Source organism: Sphingobacterium sp. R2 (assembly GCF_040760075.1).
Classification (GTDB): Bacteria; Bacteroidota; Bacteroidia; order Sphingobacteriales; family Sphingobacteriaceae; genus Sphingobacterium.
This window is the reverse complement of record NZ_CP142884.1, coordinates 1,920,272-1,941,776: the sequence shown is the minus strand read 5'-3', so window position 1 is coordinate 1,941,776 and position 21,505 is coordinate 1,920,272. Positions and strand designations below refer to the sequence as shown.

The 21,505-nt window shown below is 39.5% G+C and carries 18 protein-coding genes and 2 pseudogenes; 10 read left to right on the top strand and 10 right to left on the bottom strand.

Annotation, left to right across the window (positions count from 1 at the left end):
• Window positions 1-42: 42 nt before the first annotated feature.
• Window positions 43-1,374: an argininosuccinate lyase gene (argH, locus tag VXM68_RS08110; protein ID WP_367210964.1), complete on the bottom strand. Its 1,332-nt coding sequence runs from the start codon at window positions 1,372-1,374 to the stop codon at window positions 43-45.
• A 673-nt stretch (window positions 1,375-2,047) separates the two neighbouring features.
• Between argH and rbfA the strand changes: the two genes are divergently transcribed.
• The 4 genes from rbfA to VXM68_RS08090 are packed head-to-tail and all read left to right on the top strand — an operon-like array spanning window position 2,048 to window position 4,830.
• Window positions 2,048-2,419 carry a 30S ribosome-binding factor RbfA gene (rbfA, locus tag VXM68_RS08105; protein ID WP_294345552.1) on the top strand — a complete coding sequence of 124 codons (372 nt, stop codon included), beginning with the start codon at window positions 2,048-2,050 and terminating at the stop codon, window positions 2,417-2,419.
• A gap of 29 nt (window positions 2,420-2,448) precedes the next feature.
• Entirely contained in the window at window positions 2,449-3,096 is a 648-nt protein-coding gene (gene aat, locus VXM68_RS08100; protein ID WP_367210963.1) for a leucyl/phenylalanyl-tRNA--protein transferase, read from the top strand.
• Window positions 3,089-4,177 (top strand): aminotransferase class V-fold PLP-dependent enzyme, encoded by a 1,089-nt coding sequence (locus tag VXM68_RS08095; protein ID WP_367210962.1) that lies wholly within the window; start codon window positions 3,089-3,091, stop codon window positions 4,175-4,177. Before aat ends, VXM68_RS08095 begins: the two co-directional genes overlap by 8 nt.
• A 2-nt stretch (window positions 4,178-4,179) precedes the next feature.
• The gene (locus VXM68_RS08090; protein ID WP_293952891.1) at window positions 4,180-4,830 is read left to right on the top strand and encodes a hypothetical protein; all 651 of its coding nucleotides are present in this window, start codon (window positions 4,180-4,182) and stop codon (window positions 4,828-4,830) included.
• A 45-nt stretch (window positions 4,831-4,875) separates the two neighbouring features.
• On the opposite strand, the gene VXM68_RS08085 is transcribed toward VXM68_RS08090, so the two are convergent.
• On the bottom strand, window positions 4,876-5,274 hold the full coding sequence (locus VXM68_RS08085; protein WP_294185902.1) for a hypothetical protein: 399 nt from the start codon (window positions 5,272-5,274) through the stop codon (window positions 4,876-4,878).
• Window positions 5,275-5,491: 217 nt separating this feature from the next.
• Here VXM68_RS08085 and VXM68_RS08080 point away from each other — a divergent pair, with 217 nt between their 5' ends.
• The 5 genes from VXM68_RS08080 (at window position 5,492) to hemL (ending at window position 12,090) form a co-directional block, all read left to right on the top strand.
• Window positions 5,492-6,331, top strand: a complete 840-nt coding sequence (locus VXM68_RS08080; RefSeq protein ID WP_367210961.1) for a hypothetical protein — start codon at window positions 5,492-5,494, stop codon at window positions 6,329-6,331.
• Window positions 6,332-6,549: 218 nt separating this feature from the next.
• A complete protein-coding gene (hemA, locus tag VXM68_RS08075) occupies window positions 6,550-7,791 on the top strand; it encodes a glutamyl-tRNA reductase (RefSeq protein WP_294185904.1) in 1,242 nt (413 codons plus the stop codon).
• Window positions 7,792-8,112: 321 nt separating this feature from the next.
• A complete protein-coding gene (hemC, locus tag VXM68_RS08070) occupies window positions 8,113-9,699 on the top strand; it encodes a hydroxymethylbilane synthase (protein ID WP_293952899.1) in 1,587 nt (528 codons plus the stop codon).
• A gap of 93 nt (window positions 9,700-9,792) precedes the next feature.
• Complete coding sequence (gene hemB / locus VXM68_RS08065) at window positions 9,793-10,776, top strand: porphobilinogen synthase (RefSeq protein ID WP_293952901.1); 984 nt, start codon at window positions 9,793-9,795, stop codon at window positions 10,774-10,776.
• Between the two features lie 3 nt (window positions 10,777-10,779).
• Window positions 10,780-12,090: a glutamate-1-semialdehyde 2,1-aminomutase gene (hemL, locus tag VXM68_RS08060; protein WP_367210960.1), complete on the top strand. Its 1,311-nt coding sequence runs from the start codon at window positions 10,780-10,782 to the stop codon at window positions 12,088-12,090.
• A gap of 97 nt (window positions 12,091-12,187) precedes the next feature.
• Here the strand turns inward: hemL and VXM68_RS08055 are convergent, their stop codons facing one another.
• From VXM68_RS08055 to VXM68_RS08040, 4 genes are read right to left on the bottom strand one after another with little or no spacing between them, the layout of a single operon-like run.
• Window positions 12,188-12,733: a DUF4252 domain-containing protein gene (locus VXM68_RS08055; RefSeq protein ID WP_294185906.1), complete on the bottom strand. Its 546-nt coding sequence runs from the start codon at window positions 12,731-12,733 to the stop codon at window positions 12,188-12,190.
• A 5-nt stretch (window positions 12,734-12,738) separates the two neighbouring features.
• Window positions 12,739-13,260 carry a DUF4252 domain-containing protein gene (locus VXM68_RS08050; RefSeq protein ID WP_293952906.1) on the bottom strand — a complete coding sequence of 174 codons (522 nt, stop codon included), beginning with the start codon at window positions 13,258-13,260 and terminating at the stop codon, window positions 12,739-12,741.
• Window positions 13,261-13,266: 6 nt separating this feature from the next.
• A complete protein-coding gene (locus VXM68_RS08045) occupies window positions 13,267-13,956 on the bottom strand; it encodes a hypothetical protein (RefSeq protein WP_367210959.1) in 690 nt (229 codons plus the stop codon).
• A gap of 42 nt (window positions 13,957-13,998) precedes the next feature.
• Window positions 13,999-14,514 carry an RNA polymerase sigma factor gene (locus VXM68_RS08040; RefSeq protein WP_367210958.1) on the bottom strand — a complete coding sequence of 172 codons (516 nt, stop codon included), beginning with the start codon at window positions 14,512-14,514 and terminating at the stop codon, window positions 13,999-14,001.
• A 271-nt stretch (window positions 14,515-14,785) separates the two neighbouring features.
• Here VXM68_RS08040 and VXM68_RS08035 point away from each other — a divergent pair, with 271 nt between their 5' ends.
• A complete protein-coding gene (locus VXM68_RS08035; RefSeq protein WP_367210957.1) occupies window positions 14,786-15,622 on the top strand; it encodes a hypothetical protein in 837 nt (278 codons plus the stop codon).
• Window positions 15,623-15,727: 105 nt separating this feature from the next.
• Here VXM68_RS08035 and VXM68_RS08030 read toward each other — a convergent pair.
• The 4 genes and pseudogenes from VXM68_RS08030 to VXM68_RS08015 all read right to left on the bottom strand — a co-directional run bounded on the left by VXM68_RS08030 (window position 15,728) and on the right by VXM68_RS08015 (window position 21,108).
• A pseudogene (locus VXM68_RS08030) lies at window positions 15,728-16,987 on the bottom strand (DUF3472 domain-containing protein).
• 959 nt (window positions 16,988-17,946) lie between these two features.
• Window positions 17,947-18,960, bottom strand: a complete 1,014-nt coding sequence (argC, locus tag VXM68_RS08025; protein ID WP_367210956.1) for an N-acetyl-gamma-glutamyl-phosphate reductase — start codon at window positions 18,958-18,960, stop codon at window positions 17,947-17,949.
• A gap of 105 nt (window positions 18,961-19,065) precedes the next feature.
• Window positions 19,066-20,250, bottom strand: coding sequence for an argininosuccinate synthase (argG, locus tag VXM68_RS08020; RefSeq protein ID WP_209577777.1), 1,185 nt, complete (start codon window positions 20,248-20,250; stop codon window positions 19,066-19,068).
• A gap of 142 nt (window positions 20,251-20,392) precedes the next feature.
• Window positions 20,393-21,108 (bottom strand): annotated as a pseudogene (locus tag VXM68_RS08015) (GNAT family N-acetyltransferase).
• Window positions 21,109-21,505 lie beyond the last annotated feature (397 nt).

Here is a 21,505-nt window from a genome sequence, read left to right as displayed (position 1 = left end):
TTTGCTATGTGCTGTCTTTTTCCAAGAAGACAACAGTACCTTTTATTTTAAAAGATCGTCTATTGCAGAATTAACTTTGTCAAAACAAAAAGTCGCTTTGACCTCTTCAAACATACGTTGAATCTGATCATTGCATAGATTTCCAATACTTCCTTCGTGGGTATGATTTACTTCTTTCGATGGCTTGAAGCGCCCTTCATCAATATCAATACCTATAGTTCGATAGGCTTCACGGAACGGCACCCCTTTAAGGACTTCATTATTGACCACTTCTACGGAGAATAGATAATCATATTTTGGATCGTCTAGGATATTTTCTTTAACGGATATGTTTTCCAACATGAAGGTTGCAATTTCAAGACATTCATTGAGTGATTGGAAAGCCGGGAATAAATTCTCTTTTAACAACTGAAGATCCCTATGGTAACCGGATGGCAAATTTGTAGTCATCAATGCGATCTCATTGGGCAATGCTTGAATCTTGTTACAGCGTGATCGGATCAACTCAAAGACATCAGGATTTTTCTTATGTGGCATAATACTCGATCCTGTGGTCAAATGGGCAGGAAATGAGATAAATCCAAAATTCTGGTTTATATAAAGACATACGTCCATGGCAAACTTAGCTAAGGTTGCAGCTATTGAACTCATACCCTGTGCCAAGATACGTTCGGTCTTACCGCGTCCCATCTGCGCATAGACCACATTATAATTGAGATCCTCAAATCCCAACAATTGTGTGGTCAGGGTCCTATCTAAAGGGAAAGATGAGCCATAACCTGCAGCGGATCCCAACGGGTTTTTATTACAAACCTTCCAGGCTGCACGCATCATCTCCAGATCATCGACAAGGCTTTCGGCGTATGCACCAAACCACAACCCAAACGATGAAGGCATGGCGATCTGCAAATGGGTGTAACCAGGGATTAGGATATGCTTATACTGCTCGCTGAGTTTTATTAATTCGCTAAAAAACGCTTCTGTATTGTGGATGATATGTTGAATTTCGGAGCGAAAGTACAACTTTAGATCGACCAATACCTGATCATTACGGGATCTGCCCGAATGTATTTTTTTACCTGCCTCACCGATACGCTGTGTAAGCAGCATTTCAACCTGCGAGTGCACGTCTTCCACAGAATCTTCAATGCTAAAATCTCCAGCAAGGATTTCGCTATAGATATTTTTTAGCTCTTGCTGAACGAGGGCCAGATCCTCATCCGTCATGAGATCTATACTGTTCAACATACGTGTGTGAGCCAATGAGCCCAAAACATCTGCAGCAGCAAGTTGCAGATCCATGACCCGGTCATTGCCCACAGTAAATGATTCTACAAAAGAATCTACATCTATATTTTTTTGCCAGATTTTCATTCTTCTTATTTTTTTAAATGCTATTTTAATCAGAAGCTTATGGCAGGTTTAGTATGGATTGAAGCTCCTGATAATTTTATGACATCCGATTTTTACAAAAATACCAATTGCAAACGGTTATATCAATGCAAAGATTACATACATTTTTTGGTCAATTCGTTAAAAAATGGAAAAATAGCGTCGATAAAATAGACTATTACAAAAAAAATATAATGTTAAAAGTTTGTTAAATCGGGATAAACACATATTATAAGTAACCACTCACTTTATTTTTAAAAGTTATTTTGTCAGTTTTTTAAGTATTCCTATGTTTGTAGTGTAAGGGAGATGAAAAAAGAGAAGATGGTAGGGTTAGTAAATACTTACCGCTTTAAATACACCAAAATTTCAAACCAAATATGATAGACCTCAAAGTCTTAAAACTTGAAAGAAATTACCTAACCAATTGTGAATCGAAATTTAAAGGCACGTCAAACCAAGATGTGCCTTTTTTCCTTTTTAGCATATTTTATTTTTCAATTGCTATTCTCCATTCTTTTCAAGCAGGTGTGCTATCTGGTATTCTTTGTTAACTAAGTGTGACAAGAGGACAATCCAAAGTTCTCTTTTAATTGAAATTTTGGCTACTTTTGTTTGACACAATTGAGCATATTCAATACAAAAAACGTATACGATGGGAACAGAAAGCAAGAGACAGCAACGTTTTGCTGGGGTAATTCAACAGGATTTAGCGGCATTATTTCAACGCGAGGGTCATTCATGGGCTCCCGGAGCATTTATTACGGTTACACGTGTTCGTGTTACGCCAGATTTGGCGATCGCACGCGTTTATGTGAGCTTTTTAAACACCAAGACAGCACAGGAAGGCATTAAGGCGATTCGTTCCAAAACAGCTGAAATACGTTACAAACTAGGCGCAAAAATTAAGAACCAAGTAAAGATCGTTCCTCAATTGGAATTTTTCCTTGACGACACCAACGAATATGTTGAACACATGGATAAACTATTTGATGAGATCAGTAAAGAGCCACGCCAACCAGAATAACATCCTCTTTCGCAGTATGCTAAACAACAATGGTATTTGAACTGGATACTAAAAAACTTGAATTCCCACACCCAAGCTATGCAGAAGCAGATGGTTTACTTGCTGTAGGTGGGGATCTTTCCACCGATCGCCTGCTACTCGCCTATAGTAATGGGATTTTCCCTTGGTTTGACGAGCGCAGCCCTATTCTCTGGTATGCCCCAAACCCTAGATTCGTGATCGATCCGCGCAAAATAAAAATCAGCAAGAGCATGGCGAGCGTCCTTCGGAAAAATATTTTTTCGTTCTCAATAGACCGCAACTTTAAAGCAGTCATTCATCATTGCGCAACTATGAATAGAAAAGATCAGGAAGGTACCTGGATTACAGCGGACATGATAGATGCCTATAGCAAACTTGCGGAGCTGGGTTATGCACATTCGGTGGAAGTTTGGCAAGATGGGATACTGGTTGGGGGCCTTTATGGTGTATTAATCAATGGTGTATTTTGCGGCGAAAGTATGTTTTCTAAAGTCGCCAACGCATCGAAGGCTGCACTAATTTACCTTGCACAAGAAATCGAATTACATCTAATTGATTGCCAATTCCATACTAGTCATCTGGAAAGTATGGGCGGAACATATCTTTCACTGACAGATTATTTAGCTATATTAACAAAAAAGCACAACAATGAGTAGTCCATATCGCAAACATTTTGACATCGCAACAGAGGTCACTTACCTAACGACACCGGGATCGGGCTTACTTTCACGTGAAACAAAGGCGTGGCGCGCCAAGAGAGACCGAGATTTCTTTGATTCAAACTCGAACTTACGTGAACAGCAGGGTGCGACCTTGGATGCCTGCCGGGCTACACTAGGTACATTTTTTAATTGTCCTTCCCAAAATGTCTTCTTATCCAGTTGTTTTTCCTCTGCTTTCAATGCACTGCTGGCCGGTTTACCTAAGCAAGCTAAGGTTCTTCTACTGAATAATGATTATCCTTCCGTTAATTTTCCGACGATATTAAGTGGTTTTGAACACCAATTTGTCACGATGGACGAACAACTGGAAGCAAATTTATTGGACACAATAGCGACATTTAAACCAGATGTCCTTATCCTCTCCATTGTTCAATACATTTCGGGATTAAAAATAGACCTATCTTTCATACAGGAATTGAAGCATCAGCATCCCGACTTGCTGATCGTCGGTGACGGCACCCAATTTTTGGGAACAGAACTCTTTAATTTTACACTTTCGGGATTTGACGCCGTATTATCCAGTGGATATAAATGGCTTATGGCTGGCTTTGGCAATGGCTTTGTGCTCTTAAGCGAAAGGCTCAAAGCGATGCTCTATGCGAATATTCAGGAAAACTACAGCTTTCTCAACAACCAATGGATGAATAAATCTGTGGTACAACTCTGTTTCGAGCCCGGCCATTTGGATACGTTGTCACACGGAACGCTACAGCAGTCTCTTCTTCAATTGGAGGAATGGGGGTTTGCCGAAACAGTGGCCTATACCCAAAAATTGATCGCAGATGCCCGTGCTGAGCTGTCCGACAGAAAACTGTTATTGAATAGCATCGTAAAACGACGTCCGCAGAGCAACATTTTCAACATACAGATCGACCACGACTATTATCAAACCCTCTTGGATGAGGGAATAAAATGCTTCCCCCGAGGTTCGGGAATCCGTATCGGATTTCATTTATACAACGATCACTCGGATCTTGAAAAGCTATTATATATTATTGACACCAAAGTAAAGTAAACATGAAATTTAGAATAGGAGATTTAGTACGGTTTGTTGATGAACCCATTGAGGGACATATTACATCCATGCAGCCCAACGATATTGTGGGCGTCACGGACGATACAGGTTTCGAAATCCCTGTACCGATGGATAAAATCACCCTTGTATTCGGCAATATGCGGCGCGCGGATGATGAGCTCGACCAGCATGCAACACCATTGACACCACATCGATTTATCGAGAAAGGGATACTTTTGGCGATCTCGGGAGATCACAAAGATGGACTCGCCAAATTACATATCATCAATGAAACAAGCTTTGAGCTACTGATATCCATATCCGAAGCAACTGCGAATAAAGTTAAAGGTATTTTCAGCAATAAGATACCTCCACACGACTCGATTCAGTTTTATACAGGAAACTTTGCAAATGTTGGAAAATGGCCGACTTTCCGCTTTCAGATCTTACGCCATAGCAGCATTTTGCAGGAGCTTACCTCGCCAATCAACAAAGAACAACGTGTGCGTCCAGTAGACCTTACTAACCCTAAAATGCTTAACGAAATTTTGGACGAAAAGATATGGTCCTACGAATTGGATAAGATCGAAGAAGATTTAGGATTGGACAAATTAAAAAATCATTTTATACCGCATCGTCCAAACAAAAAATAAGCTAGGTGTTTTTCATCTAGCTTATTTTTTTGGTAAACGCCTTCACTACTCCACCGAAGATCCAACCTTTTTGGTACTTAACACCAACAATAAGATACCTACCAGATAGACAATCCAGCCCCAGCGCATATGCAGGGATTTAGAAAGCAATTTATCAGCAAAGCCCCAACCGAAATAATTATTGATCTTAAACCAGACTGCTGTTATACTCAAAATATACCAGCAGGCTGCCAATCGCGTCATCCATTGATAAGCGCGAACTGCTCGAACAAAAAACAACAGCGCAGTCACCCCCAAAATCAGCAGGGTAATAAAGAACAAATAGGCATCTACCTGATAGAGGTTCCAATTTCCTTTAATAGGTACTTTTAAAAACGGCGTCATACTGGAAAAAAAGCAGATCACCAGTCCGACAATGGCAACGTATTTTTTGATAATAATCATAATTCAAATTGCTTTAAAATTCGTACGAATATAAGTTGAATATTAACACTTATATAACATGTCTTTCGCTTTTTGAAAAATTATTCTATTTTTAGAGACAATTCTCGTTCAGTGTTAGCCACATTGATGCTAATCAGGAATACACGGAGTAGTACTACAATGGGGTGATGTCTATAAATGGGAGAATAAATTTTTACGATTAAGCTGAATAATAAACATGAAAAGAGAAGTTGAGGAAATAGCCGCAGAACAACCTGCACAGCCAAACAAAAAGAAAAAAGTCTTTATTATTATCGGTATCGTCCTATTGGTGATCCTGGCCGGCGGCGGATATTACAATTATAACCAGCGACAAGCGATCCAAGGATTGGAGGTCGACAGCACGGCCACCGCTGCTATCGGGTATGAAAACGCAGACCCCAAAGACCTAGAGGATGCTGATGGTTGGAGTTCATTAGAAGACTATCAACACTGGAACAATGCCATCTTCACTATACCGGAATATGACAACATCCCCTTGCGTTACAGAAGGGGTATTACAAAGATTTTTATGGGCAATAACTATCTAGAACCTGTAGAGGATAAACCCATCTACAAATTTACCAGGATAAAAGACCGTGCTAAATCCGTTTTTTGTTATGGAAACTTTACCGATCGCAACGATTCAGATAGCTGGAATAAGGAAATGGCATTTTTGATTGAAAAAAACGATTACCAAAGCAGTGCGATCTGGATCATATCCGCGAAAGGCGATATCTTATTCTGGAAGGAATATTCAAGCGAACTGCCACTCATCAACAGCTTCAAAAAGGGACAGAAAATTTTTATGGATGAGATGAAGTTAGTGCCCGCTCCTGCCGATGGAATTATCGTCAAGAATAAGACCTCCAAATACGCATTAATTTACAATAAAAGCAGCAAAACTTTTGACAGCTATTGCCAATATAGTGACAGTGAAATTCAAGAAGCTACCGCCGCAGAAGAGACTCCGTATGTGGAAGAATTAGAAGATGTCACCGTGGACTCTGTTGGGGTAAATTCGGATATTAAAGAGTAGGCACTGCGTTTTTTAGCTCAAAACTTTCGTCACTGCCTATCGTGATGAAAATCATTTGGCCACAAACACAAAAATAAAACACTGTAATACAGATAGTTATTTAATAAAAAAAGCTATTTAAAATCTTTCTAAATTAATCCCTTTGACAGATTTTTGACACAAGCACAAAGCTTTTAAGCTACATTTGTACCGTTAAATATAAGCGAGGGATTAGAGCTTTGAAAAATCTTAAAGTATTAGCGTTTACTCATAAACATGTCGAACTAAAAGATCTAGGTAATCTAGTAATCTGCAATGAGGATTTAGAAAGTCGGCTCATCAATCTAAAGCATAGCTTAGATATTCCGGAGATCTTTTATATTGGTACTTGTAACCGAGTAGAGTTTGTATTTTATGGTGCTCATGAATTGACCCATGAATTTATCGCCGATTTTATGGGTAAGTTAAACTTCTGCGTACCCCAAGAAAGGCTACAATGCTATTTAGGACAGGTCAATAAATATGAGGGGATGGATGCTTTAAATCATTTACTTCGGATGTCCTGCTCACTTGAAAGTCTTGTCGTTGGAGAAAAAGAGATTCTGGCACAGGTAAGACGGGCTTATGATCGTTGCAGAGAGGCTGGTTTTACGGGAGATTTTTTACGCCTGATGATGGATCGACTTGTAAAAACAGCCAAAGAGGTGTACACCTATACTAAAATTTCCAGAAATCCCATTTCAGTTGTTTCGCTTGCTTACCGCAAATTGCGTGAGTTAAAACTGGTTGAAAACCCTAGAATCGTCATCATCGGTTCTGGAGAAACCAATCAGAATTTAGCGAAATATTTTCAAAAAAATCAAAAAGCTAAGTTTGTTATTTTCAACCGTACTGTGGAGAATGCCAAAGCCTTAGCCGAAGAATTGAATGCTGAAGCTTTTCCTTTAGCAGACATTGGTCAATATAAAGAAGGTTTCGATATTCTGATAACCTGTACAGGGGCTCCTACTTCAATTGTAGATAACGCTCTTTATCAATCCTTATTAAACGGAGAGACTGATAAAAAAGTGATCATTGACTTAGCCGTTCCGAATGATATTGATGCTGAAGTTCTCAAAAACAATCCGATTCATTATATCGAAGTGAGCAGCTTACAAGCAATTGCAGAGAAAAATATTCAAGAGCGCTATAATGAACTGGAAAGTGCGGAGAAGATCATTCAGGACAATATTGAGGAATTTTTACCGTTAATCAAACAACGCCGTGTGGAAGTTGCAATGCGTGAGGTTCCTGAAAAGATCAAAGAAATTAAATCTTTCGCCTTAAATGAAGTATTTGCCCAAGAAGTGCAGGCCTTAACGCCAGAGGCACGAGAGGTATTGGAAAAAGTGATCAACTATATGGAAAAAAAGTACATTAAGGTTCCGATGGTTATGGCGAAAGAAATTTTGGTTAAAACTCCCGAAACCGAGAAAAATTAGCATTCCTATCCCGAAGTTCTTTGTGCTTAACATACCCTCTAATTCTTGAGTATATCCTGTTTCTGCCGAGTGAAGCTAATCGCTGGCTGTTTTCTTTAAATTTCGGTTTATCAACTATTTCCTGACATATAATGACAGTAACGTGTCAACATATTCCCTCTATTTATTTATTTTTGTTCCGATAAATTGTTTTAAACAAATTTTCCGAAACTGTTCATTTCCGAAGCTGAATTGAATCAATAGCGCGCCCAGTGTGCATAGCATTTGTCGCTATCGGCAGAACATTTTTGTGATCGTTTTAATAGGTAAAGTAAAATTAACGTGAATAGAAAACTAATTATTGGTACCCGGGGAAGTGTTCTTGCCATGTGGCAGGCAAATTTTGTAAAAGATCGATTGGCAGAAATTGGAATTGAAGCAGAATTAAAGGTCATAAAAACTCAGGGTGATATCATACAGCATCTTCGTTTGGATAAATTGGAAGGCAAAGGATTTTTCACCAAAGAGCTTGAAGAAGAACTTTTAAGCGGGACCATTGATTTAGCTGTTCACTCTCACAAAGATTTACCTACAGTTAACCCACCGGGATTGATTATTGCAGCGGTTTCTGAGCGCGAAGATCCGTCGGAGCTATTAATTATACATAAAGATTGTGTAGACATTAAAAAGCGTCTTTCATTGAAGCACAATGCGACTGTTGGTACATCATCCAACCGTAGAAAAGCACAGATATCAGCGTTGCGCCCTGATCTGGAGTTTGACGATCTCCGTGGTAACTTGCAGACAAGGATGCAAAAGTTACGCGACGAGCAGTATGACGCTATTGTGCTTGCAAAGGCAGGGATTAGCCGTATTGAAATGGATATCAGTGATTTCCATGTAGAAGAAATCCCTCCTGTTGAAATTATTCCCGCTCCAGCGCAGGGAGTATTAGCGATCCAGATTCGCGAAGTTGATCAGGAGCTATTTGACGCTTTGCAGCCATTGAATAATGAAGAAGTAGCTAAAACAATCGCTGTAGAACGTTTGGTATTGAATAAGTTTGACGCAGGCTGTCATGCTCCGCTTGGCTGTTATTGCCGCAAGAGCGGCGATGAATATGAAGCTTGGGCTTCTATCGCCGAAACAAGTGAAGACTTCCCTGACCGGGTTTACCTGAGAGATACCGACACAATACGTTTAGCAGAGCGCATCTTCAGCAAATATTCAAAGGACAGAAAACTGCCGCAGTCTGTATTCATTTCCCGGGAGGTAGACGAAAACTCCTATTTTGCAAGGTCCATGGCCAAACATAATATTGCAATTGAAGGCCGTTCATTGATTAAAATATTTCCTATCATCAACAAATTGGATCCATTCATTTTGAAACATGTGGATTGGATCATATTTTCAAGTAAAAATGGTATTGAGCACTTCTTCAATTTGGAACCTCGTTTGAGTAAAAAAACTAAGATCGGTGTCATTGGGCGCGGATCTGAAGAGATTTTACGCAAGTATGATCGCGTCGCTGACTTTTCTGGCGACAGCGAGGGGATTAATATGGAAGAAATTGCAAAGAAATTTGCAGAACTGGCAAATGGTGGTACCGTACTTATTCCACGTGCAAAAGAATCTCTGGAAACAATCCAAAAAGCATTGAGTGCTGAAACGAAAATCATCAATATGCCGGTGTATGAAACTGTTTTAGAAGAAAATGTAGATCCATCGAATGCGGAAGTCTTGGTGTTTACGAGCCCAAGTAATGTGGAAGCTTATTTTGCGGACAATCTATTGGAACCTGGCCAGAAAGTAATCTGTATTGGTCGTTCTACAGGCGCAAAATTCGATGCGATGAATGTTTCTTATACACTTCCTTATTCTCCGGATGAAATTGGTCTTTCCGAAGCCGTTTTTGGATTGGAGTATTAGTCATTGGAAAAAGCCGTTCGTAAGTCAAACTGAGCTGATGGTTTTACCGCATTTGCATTTAAACAACAATAGATCATAAATAATCTTAATATAATGTTACAACGTCCGAGAAGAAATCGTAAATCTGCCGTGATTCGCGACATGATTCAAGAGACACGTTTAGACGCGTCAAATTTGATTTTCCCACTTTTTATCGTCGATGGGCAAAATCAAAAAACTGAGGTTAAATCGATGCCGGGCATCTATCGCTATTCTATAGACAACCTATTGAAAGAGGTAGAAAGCTGCTTAAAACTGGGTTTACGCTCATTTGATCTTTTCCCAAATATTGAGGAGTCACTAAAAGACAAGTATGCTACAGAAAGCTACCGTGACGGAAGTTTATACCTACGTGCTATTGCCGCTGTCAAGAAAAATTTCCCTGAGGCTTGCATCGTAACAGATGTTGCCATGGATCCTTACAGTAGCGATGGCCACGATGGCATTGTCGAAAACGGTGAAATCCTAAACGATGAGACATTAGAAGTATTGGGTAAAATGGCCTTGGCACATGCACAATCGGGTGCTGATATTATCGCGCCATCGGATATGATGGATGGCCGCATCGGTTACATCCGTGAGCTATTGGACCATAATGGTTTTACCCAAGTTTCTTTGATGTCTTATACGGCAAAATATGCTTCGGCTTATTATGGCCCTTTTAGAGATGCTTTAGGTTCTGCACCTAAACATGGGGACAAGAAAACTTACCAAATGAATCCTGCCAACGCAAAAGAAGCGCTTATCGAAGCCCAGCTTGATGCACAAGAAGGAGCTGATTTTCTAATGGTAAAACCTGGACTTCCCTACTTAGATATCGTTAAACTTCTAGCGGACAACTTCGATCTTCCCATTGCAGTGTATAATGTGAGCGGCGAATATGCGATGTTAAAAGCCGCGATTCAAAATGGATGGTTAGACGAACGTGTCATTCTAGAAACGCTATTAAGTTTCAAACGTGCCGGCGCTACTGCCATCCTATCTTACCACTCCAAAGAAGTATTGGAGAAAGGCTTTATTCCGCATTCAACTATTTAGACTATGCAAGCACCTGATATATCAAGAGCACAATCTGCTGAGCTATTCGAAAAAGCAAAACAATATTTCCCTGGAGGTGTAAACTCTCCTGTTAGGGCCTTCAAATCCGTATATGGTACCCCATTATTTATTGAGCGTGGCGATAAGGCACATCTTTGGGATGCGGACGGGAATGAATTCATCGATTTTTGCTGCTCATGGGGCCCCCTAATTTTAGGGCACAATAATGATCAAGTTCGTGAAGCAGTAGTGGCACAACTCGGCAAAGGCTTAAGTTTTGGCGCTCCAACGGCATTGGAGAACCAACTGGCTGAGTTGATTATCGAAAACAATAGATTTATTGAGAAAATTCGCTTTGTCAGCTCTGGCACCGAGGCTGTAATGTCTGCAATCCGTTTGGCTAGAGGCTATACGAAACGGGATAAGATCATCAAATTTGATGGCTGTTATCATGGGCACTCCGATTCTCTTTTGGTGAAAGCTGGTTCGGGTTTGGTCACCTTTGGTGAAACATCTTCGGCCGGTGTACCTAAAGCATTTGCAGACGAAACCATTGTTATTGAATTAAACGATAAGCAAGCTTTAATAGCTGCTTTTGCAGAATTTAAAGATCAGATCGCGGCAGTTATTATTGAGGGTATCCCTGCAAACAATGGACTATTGTTGCAGTCTAAGGAATATATTCACTTCTTGCGTGAGATCACCAAAGAAAATGGTGCATTGTTGATAATGGATGAAGTGATTACCGGATTCCGGATCGGCTTTGAAGGGGCTTCTGCGTACTATGATATACAACCGGATATTATCACCTATGGAAAAATTATTGGTGGCGGAATGCCTGTCGGCGCTTATGGCGCATCGAAAGAGTTGATGGCTTGTATTTCTCCTGACGGTGCCGTTTACCAAGCCGGAACTTTATCGGGCAATCCAGTTGCAATGGCTGCCGGTATTGCAGCATTGGGCATCTTAGCTCAAAAGGATTTTTACACAAATTTAAATGCCAAAACAGAAGCTTTCGTCAATGATATGCGTGCTTACATTGCCGAGAAAGGATATAAGGTTCAACTTTTCCATGTGGCTTCTATTTTTTGGTTTGCATTCACTGAACAGCAAGAAATTAAAAAAGCCAGTGAGATCGATCCTAAATCAATGGAATCCTATAAAGTAATGCACCGAGAATTGTTAAATCGTGGTGTTTATTTTGGTCCATCTGGATATGAAGTCGGCTTTGTTTCTGACGCACATACCAAAGCGGACCTTGATCAGGCTAAACAACATATTTTTGATGCTTTGGATATTGTCTTTAGCGCATAAAAATCAAACTACTATAAAAAAGCCCTCCATTATTAATATATTAATGGAGGGCTTTTTTATAGGTTAGCGGAAGTTTCGGTTTGAATCAGCGGCCTTATTAAAGTTTGTTGGCCAACTTCTTATCTTTGGACTTCATCTTATTCAGTCCGGCGATAAGTTCATCCAATGAAAACTTGCCTTTGATATCCATGAATACACTTTCGTCTTCATTATCGTGGACCAGTAGTGAAACACGCTCAATAACATTATTTTTATCAATACGGGCGTTCAATGATATTTCTTGTCCATCGGTATTAACAACCAAAAGTTCCTCAAATTTATTCTTCCTTAAAAACTTATGGTAGTCGTCCAAAATACGTGCATTCTTTGTTTTATCATTATTAGAAAGCGTCAGCATTCTGAACTTCTTCAATTTCTTTACAATTTCGGCCATTGCACGGGCATCTTCATCACTTCCATCCTTTAAGGCTTTTTTCATAAAGGGTTTTGTTAACCACATCGGTAAATTAATGGCAACAATCTCCGCATCGTCAGATACATTAGACCGGCTGATGAAATCCATATTGGAAGTTTTTTTTATCATGCAGGACTGCATGGACAGAAGCAGGCCAACGAGACATAACAAGGTTAGTAATCTTTTCATAATTCTTATTTTTTCTCGTTATCGCCTTTATTCTTATTGGCTTTATTATTGCCTTCATTGACCAAGTTAGTCACGTCTTTCAACGGTATTTCCCCATCAAGGATCATAAATAGATTTTGTCCATCTCCGTTGATTGTGAGTAGAAGATTGTTCAAAATATCAGCATTTACAGACATATTTTCCACCATAAAGCGAATATCTTGGCCTTCGCTGTTGAGCGACATGAGTTCCTCATATTTTAAATTGGAAACCGCCCCCCGGATAATATCTGTCAAGGCTTTATCTTCACCATCCTCAACAATAAGCATACGCAGTGATTTAACGTTCTTTAGCAGCGGGCTGATCGTCTGCATATCATCATCGTCTATTTTCAAATTACCCAACAGTTTGAACATCGGTGCTCCAATTTTAAGTGTTGTTACACCTTTCTTTCCCTGATATTGTTCAAATAGCTTATCCAATTTTGAAATTTGTGCATTTGCCATACTTGCTACAAGTAGAAGGCAAGCTATAAAAAAACCTTTCATATTATTTTAGTTAATTGTTATTGACATTTGTTTTATGTTCATTGCTTTATCTACGCCATTTTCCAGATTATTTGCCAGCAGGCCCAATGACTTTAAAGTCAATTCGACGGCTTCCTGCTCGTTAGTAACAGGCTTGCCGTTCAAGACAACATAATCTGCTTGATAGGCCTCTGATGTTTTCGATTCCAAACTTTCAGTTGCCACTTCCTTCTTCCCTATCCCATTTTCGGTTTGTTTTTCAACTCTTGGACGTTTGACTGTCTCTGCTGTCTGTAATGTTTTAGTACGCTTAACTACCTGAATCCTATCTTCAGCAGGAGGATGCACTATTTCTGTGCTCGGATGTTCGACGGGCACATTGTCCGCTGGTTTGCGATTATTTATTTCCTTTTCGGCGAGTAAAGGTGATTGTATTGCTGATTGCTGGTTTAGAAATAATGCTAAGCCTATACTCATCAAAAGCACTGCCGCTGCCGCGTATTTTATCCAGCTGTAATTCCACCATATATTCTCTTTTTTAATTTCGTTGCTCTTGCCTTCAAAATCCTCGAAGGACCATTCCATCTTGAGACTCTTCTCTTCGTTCAATGACTGAAAAAAGAAATCCTCCGAATTTTTCAATTCTTTTTCTTCCTCTAATGACGACTGCCCATTAAAGTATTTGTCTTTCAATTCCTTTAACCTTTTATCTTCCATCACGCTATATCTTATTGTTCGTTGATCTGAAAACCATAACACCTATTTTTTATCGGAATAAATGCGCGCGGTTTCGTAATCGAATAATTTTGTCAACTGCTCTTTCACCTTTTGTCTTGCGCGCATCAGATTAACCCGCACTGCCGACTCGCCCATTTCCAGTACCTCAGCGATTTCATCAATGTCATAGTCCTCAACATCGCGCAGATGCATCACAAGCCGTTGTTTTTCGGGAAGAGAATTGATCATCTTGACGATAATTTCCTTTGTATTTCCAATAGTATACTCTGTTGTCGACACCGCCTGATATTGATTGACATAATCCGATCTAACCTTATCTTTTTTAATCCGATTTAATGCCTCATTTTTTACACTCTGCATGCAAAAAGCTTCCATATTTTTATATTGAAGCAACTGATCTTTCAATTGCCACAACCGCATCATCACATTCTGTACCGCATTAAAAGCTTCATCATCATCGACCAAGATCCGTTTCGCGAAGCGAAATAGCTTATCCTTATGGATGAAAACGGTATTTTTAAATTGCTCTTGGTTCATGCTATCGTCAATATTGAGATTTACTCTGTTTTAGTTTCTAATCGGCTTTTGCACCATCTCAATATCACCTCCGCCTTTTATATCATCAAGACATTTCAGCATATTGATTTATTACATCTAATATGACTATTTTTTTAAGATTATTTATTTCACAGTAGATTATTCCTAAATCAGCATTGAAAAAGCCCTATTTTAACCTTATTACAAACAAAACATAGTTACCAACTGTTACTTGATATGCTGAATGATTAAAAAATTAAACAGAAAAATTATGAAGTACTACAGAATTACAGGTATTACTGCTGCATTAGCGTTGATGGCTGGCGCTATCGGATGTAACAACTCCTCTACAAAAAGTACAGATAGGGCTGACTCAAGCAGCAGTATGGACACCAATACCGCACAAAAAATGGACGCTATCACGGTTAATCCGATTGCAGACTCCAAAGAATTTCCTGGAGCTGATCTACAGATCGCGTCGATCACTGCAGAAAAGGTAGGAACAGACTCCGCAAAAGTAACTGTAAAATATGCAGTTAAGAATTTCAAATTGACTGAGATGACCGATGATGCCCATGCTGCCCATATGGCAAATTCGCATGATGGACAACATATTCATTTTATTTTAGACAATAAACCTTACACGGCTCTTTACAAGCCCGAGAACTCTGTAACAGTACCGTTAAATTCGGAACATTACCTGCTCTCATTTTTATCAAGATCCTATCATGAATCCATAAAAACCACTGAAGCTTCTAAATTGGTAAAATTTAAGATTGATGCAACGGGTAAATTGACAACAGATGCGATGCCAAAGGAACCATCACTTTTCTATTCTCGACCTAAAGGTGAGTACAAGGGTGATGAAACAAAAAATCTACTGTTGGATTTTTACTTGGTCAATACTAAACTTGCACCAGATGGAAATAAGGTCGTAGCGGATATCAACGGGAAGACATTTACATTGGATAAATGGGGTCCTTATGAAATTAAAGGCTTACCATTAGGTGATACTAAGGTAAAACTGACTTTGGTAGATAAAGAAGGTAATGCTGTTACTGGAGATAACGTTTCGGTAGAACGTGATATCAAACTGTCTGAAAAATAAATTGACGGCTGTCCTAAACACAAAAGAGTCACATTTTAATGTGACTCTTTTGTGTTTAGGACAAACTTTGAGCGACAAAAAGAGATTGTCTGTATTCTTTTTTGATTAAGGCAGTTTGTCAAAATTAATTTTCGGTGCATTATTTTTATGCTGGAATTCAAACCTACTTCCTAACTTAACAACGTCATTAAAGAAACCACCATTTCTAAGGAAGTATCCGTTTTTGGTAATGCCGCCGATTGCATCAATGCGTTGATTTGCACGATAGGTATTATCGACACTAAAAGAAGCCTCCTGTACAGCTTTCCATTGTCCATCATAGACCCATTGATTGCCAAACTCAACCTGTCTACCCAGGTAGCCTTGATTAGGACTAAAGTTCTATAAGAAACTATGGAATCGTTTGAGGTAGGTGTTTGTCTGCGGACGTTTGAAGCTTGCGATCAAATTCCATGCATGCTCTTCGGGTACAAAAAACCAAGCCGTATAATCAGTATTCCCTTTTCCATCGGGCACGCCTTTCAAGAGAAACTTATAGGTTACCCCTGCCTTCCAAAAGTACTTACGGTAACTCTGTCCGCCCGACCCTTCATTTCCAAACTCACCCGAATGCACATCCTTTCCTTTCTTTAGTAGATGGATTTTTTGTTCCTCCGGAATACTTTTCGGGTCATCTGTGTGGAATGGACTCCATACGGAAAATAAGATACGTCGCTCGGTTTCTGAATTAACCTGTATACCAAAGTAGCCTTCGCCAAAACCATTCGCCATAAAATAGGACCCAATTTTATCTTCTCCTTGAGGGACGGTTACTTCGTTATAATAGTAACTAACGTTTCCCTCCGTAGGAACAGTATAATTTAGATGACAAGAAGGGCCTCTTCTGGACCAATAGTAATACTCAGGATCATTGGAAAATAGAAGACCTTCCGAAGCCGCTTCGCCGCTCACAAGCAATTCGGTTACATTGGCAAAATTGCTTCCCGATTTACTTAAGCCCTTTAAATTTACCTGAACGTAACCGGGCGATATTACATCAATGGAAAAAGGCGCTGTTTCCGACAGCGCAGTACTTTCCACATTCACGATCGCCTTTTTTCCTAAAGCGTCTACTGCTATTTTGGATTTTCCAGCATCGTTTTTTACCCTCAGTTTCAAAGTCAATTTCCCCGCCTTTTGAGCCCTAAAATACACCGATACCACTTCCTGATCGCTTGACCATTTTACAAGGCCATTACGACCGGAAATTTCTGCTTCACCAGTTTGTCCTGCGGTAATGAAAGCATTCCCAGCAAGTGGTACGGCATAAGTCTTCCCTACTGCCTGCGCTATACTGCTTATCGAAAGGCAGGATAAAACTCCCATAAAGATTTACTGGATAAAGTGTTTTCTTTTCATACTTTATTTTTTTTATCAATTTATATATCAAACCTAGGCTAGTTATACGACCTGCGGTTATTCATGCTTGCCATCAATTCGAGATGCTGCTATACTCGAATACTTCACGAAACCAAACTCCTTTAGCTATTTTGAAACTCAATTTATCAGCTATCTTTCCGTTGCACTTTACTATTGAATAAGGGTGTTATCGGTTCTCGAGCTGGATTATTGTATGAAGATAAGATTTAGATTTACAGAAAAAGAAAGGAAATGTATATCAATCGATTGTGTAAAATTTATCTAAGTACATGACAAAATTTATAACAATTTCTGTCAATAGATCCGCAATCTAAGCTTGTACATCAACATCTGTACGATGGCACAACGCATCTTTCTACTTTCCTCGGCCCTCATTACCTTCACGATACAAATATGCACCCTAAATCAAGCGATGTCAATAGCAGCAGACAGCGGCGAAGAAATACGCCCAAATCCGATGGAAAACGGTTAAAAATGACACCTAAACACGGGGAGCCCTGACCTCAACAAGAGTGATCCTTGAGCTTAACAAGGGCTAAGGTAGGGTGATCCTTTAGTCGATGTAGTATGTTTCTTGTGTCAAGCTTGAGTGAAGCATAAAATTGCGGGTTTTCCAACCCTGACTTTTTCTTATCCCGATCCCAGGTTGAACGTGGTTCCACCTGTAAGATAGACTAAGTTTATCGGAACCTGTGTTGCATGGCTGAGATTAAGAATATACGAGTGGAGCTATAAGATAGACAACACACTTTCTTTGGCGGGAATGACATAAAAAAAGTGAAGGATCCACCCTTCACTTTTCCACACGATGTTAATAAAATGTTGAAAACCTCATTTCGTTTTTAAGGTGATCCCTCAAGTTACTCACAACTTGTTGATATTGCTGTTTGATATCTTAAAAATGGCTAAAAACCAACACTTTTCAAGTTTAATCCTGTACGTTCGTCCAAACCGAACATTAAGTTCATATTTTGCACTGCCTGTCCAGATGCCCCTTTCAGTAGATTATCTGTTGCATTTAAAATAAGTAACTTATTTCCGTGCTTTTCGAGGTGGATAATACTTTTATTGGTGTTGACAACCTGCTTGAGATCGATATTTTTTTTGCTGACATGCGTAAAAGGGTGGGCTGCATAATACGTGTCGTATACTTCGTAAGCCTCTTCTTCGGACAAGTCCGTATCAACATAAATTGCCGAAAAAATTCCTCTTGCAAAATCACCACGTTGCGGCACAAAATTAATTCTTTCAGCGGCACGTTCCAGCAACGACCTATTTGACACAGGTAAAAACCCCTCTTGAAGCTGATCCAGTGACTCGGAAATTTCCTGCAAATGCTGGTGCTCAAAAGATTTGTAAGCAGAAAGGTTATTGTTGCGCCAAGAAAAATGTGTCGTCGCTCCTGGCTTCTGTCCTGCTCCTGTGGATCCAGTTGTTGCATTCACATGGATTTGGTCTGGCAACAAACCTTGACTAGCCAATGGCAATAAAGCCAGTTGGATATTTGTAGCAAAGCATCCTGGATTCGCAATATATTGAGCTGCTTTGATTGCTTCTTTGTTTAGTTCGGGAAGCCCGTATACAAATTGCTGTCCTTGATAAGCCGTATTCGCCCGGAGCCGGTAATCTTGAGAAAGATCAATAATCTTTACGGAAGCATCTACTGTATTTGCATCTAAAAATTTGCGTGCATCACCATGACCAACACATAAAAACAAGACATCAATATCGGAGTGAAAGTCCGCAGAGAAGCTCAATTCAGTATCACCAAATAAATCATTGTGAACTTCATATAACTTATTTCCTGCATTGGAAGCACTATTGGCAAATACGATTTCCACCTCAGGATGATAAATCAATACGCGTAATAATTCACCACCGGTATATCCTGCCGAACCAATTATTCCTACTCTTATCATTTTCTTGAATTTAGTATTTAGGTATGCGTTATAAAAAGTCGTGCAATGTATTTTTTCCAACGAATTTTACCGTAGGAAAAAACACATTGCGTAAACAGAGGTAATTTATTTTTGATTCACTTTATGCCAAATGATCGTTTGATTTCCAAAGATTTTGGAGAAACCTTTCACATCATCACCTGTATAGCCTTTATTCATTTCACCGTAGCTACCAAATTTATTGGACATCAAATCATGCTCGGACTCGACACCAATAACGACAAAACGGTATGGATGAAGTTCTACGATCACGCGGCCAGTCACAGTCTCTTGTGAGGATTGCAAGAATGCTTCAATATCGCGCATCACAGGATCGTGCATCTGTCCTTCGTGCATATAATTACCGTAGAAAGCAGCGATCTGATCTTTCCAGGATAATTGCCATTTGGTTAAGGTATGCTTTTCCAAGGTGTGATGTGCCTTAATTAGAATCACTGAAGCTGCAGCTTCAAAACCTACACGTCCCTTGATACCGATGATTGTATCTCCGACATGAATATCACGACCGATACCATAAGGCTGAGCAATGGCTTGCAATTCTTGAATGACCTTAACAGAAGCCATTTTCTCTCCGTTTAGAGCAACTGGTTCACCCTTTTCAAAATCTATTGTAATTTGCTGTGGTTCTGAAGAAGTAACTGGAGTTGGCCAAGCTGATTCAGGCAAATATTGATTGGATGTCAATGTTTCTGCTCCACCAACAGAAGTACCCCAAAGGCCCTTATTGATCGAATATTTCGCTTTTTCAGCGGAGTATTCAACCCCATGTTTGTTCAAATATTCTATTTCGGCTTCACGCGACAATTGTAGGTCACGGATAGGTGTAATAATTTCAACCCCTGGGATTAACGTCTGGAAAATCATATCAAAACGCACCTGATCATTCCCTGCACCTGTAGATCCATGAGCAACACATTCAGCACCGATTTGCTTTGCATAATTTGCAATAGCAGTAGCCTGACATACACGCTCTGCAGAAACTGACAATGGGTAAGTCGCATTCTTTAGCACATTACCGAAAATCAAGTATTTAATAGTTTCGCGGTAATAGTCTGCTGTTTCGTCAATCGCCGTATGTGATTTTACACCTAATGCATAAGCACGTGCTTCAATATTCTTCAATTCTTCATCCGAAAAACCACCTGTATTTACAACGACCGAATGAACCTCTAAACCTAAATCTTGCGTAAGATAAATACAACAAAACGAAGTATCTAATCCTCCGCTGAATGCTAAAACTACTTTTTTCATTGAGATAAATTGTTTTTTTATTATGCTGAAACTCTTCTTAAGCGACCGGCTCAAATTAAGCCTGAAGCTAGCTGTTTCATCACTGTTCATTATTTATTTTCAATGGCTGCTAGGCCAGTTGACATACTATGCATGAAACTTATCAAAATCCTTTTGCGACTTTTTTGTGCTTAGACAAATTGATAGAGGCAAACTTATTTGCCGATTTCCAGAACTTCGCCTGTATACGTTTTAATAACGATTGTTTTTGTGTAATTCTTTCCAAGCGTTCCTTGGCCTCATGCTTGCGCTGGATCTTCTCACGCAATTCACGCTCTTTTTCTTCCGGGTCCCAAAGCATGGCTGTGCACATGCAATTTTTACGGTCTTTACTCATCAGAATTTCATAGTTGACACAACTCTGACAGCCTTTCCAAAATTCATCATCTGTAGTCAGTTCAGAATATGGAACCGGTTCATAACCTAATTCCGAATTGATTTTCATTACGGCGAACCCCGTTGTCAAGCCAAAAATCTTTGCTTTGGGGTATTTTTCACGAGATAGGTCGAAGACTCTTTTTTGATTGCTTTGGCCAAACCTACTTTTCGGAATTCGGGATTGACAATCAGACCGGAGTTGGCAACATAATCGCCATGTCCCCAAGTTTCTATATAACAAAAACCTGCCCATCGGCCATCTTTATGTAAAGCAATCACTGCTTTACCTTCATTCATTTTGTTGGCAACGTACTCTGGTTTACGACGCGCAATACCAGTGCCACGAGCCTTTGCAGACTCGAACATTTCGTCGCAAATAACCTCCGCATAATGTGCATGCTCAGGTTTAGCCGGGATAATTAAAAAATCTGATATAGTCATTGACTTACGACCCTAATAATAAAACAACAACTACCGCCGTGTTTTGTTGACTAACTAAATTAAAATAACGGATTCAAAACCATCGGACAATCATGGTCTTACTTGGAAAGATTCACTACCTCAAATCAAGCCCGAGGTAGTATGGGTCGTCGGAAGCGTAAAACAGGTATTTCTACGAAAATGAAAGCACAGAAGACCTTCTTCATAAACTTTTCAAAAGTTTGAATACAAGAATAATCTTTCTTTTTGTTCTGTTTCATTTTTTTATGATCTGTCAATTGTTTCTGACCATGCAAATGTATAAAAATATTTTTTTCTTTTCCACAATATTCTCATTGATTTTTTGCAAAAATTCAAAATTCAAAATCGAACACAAAACCTACCATGTAAGCTTCAT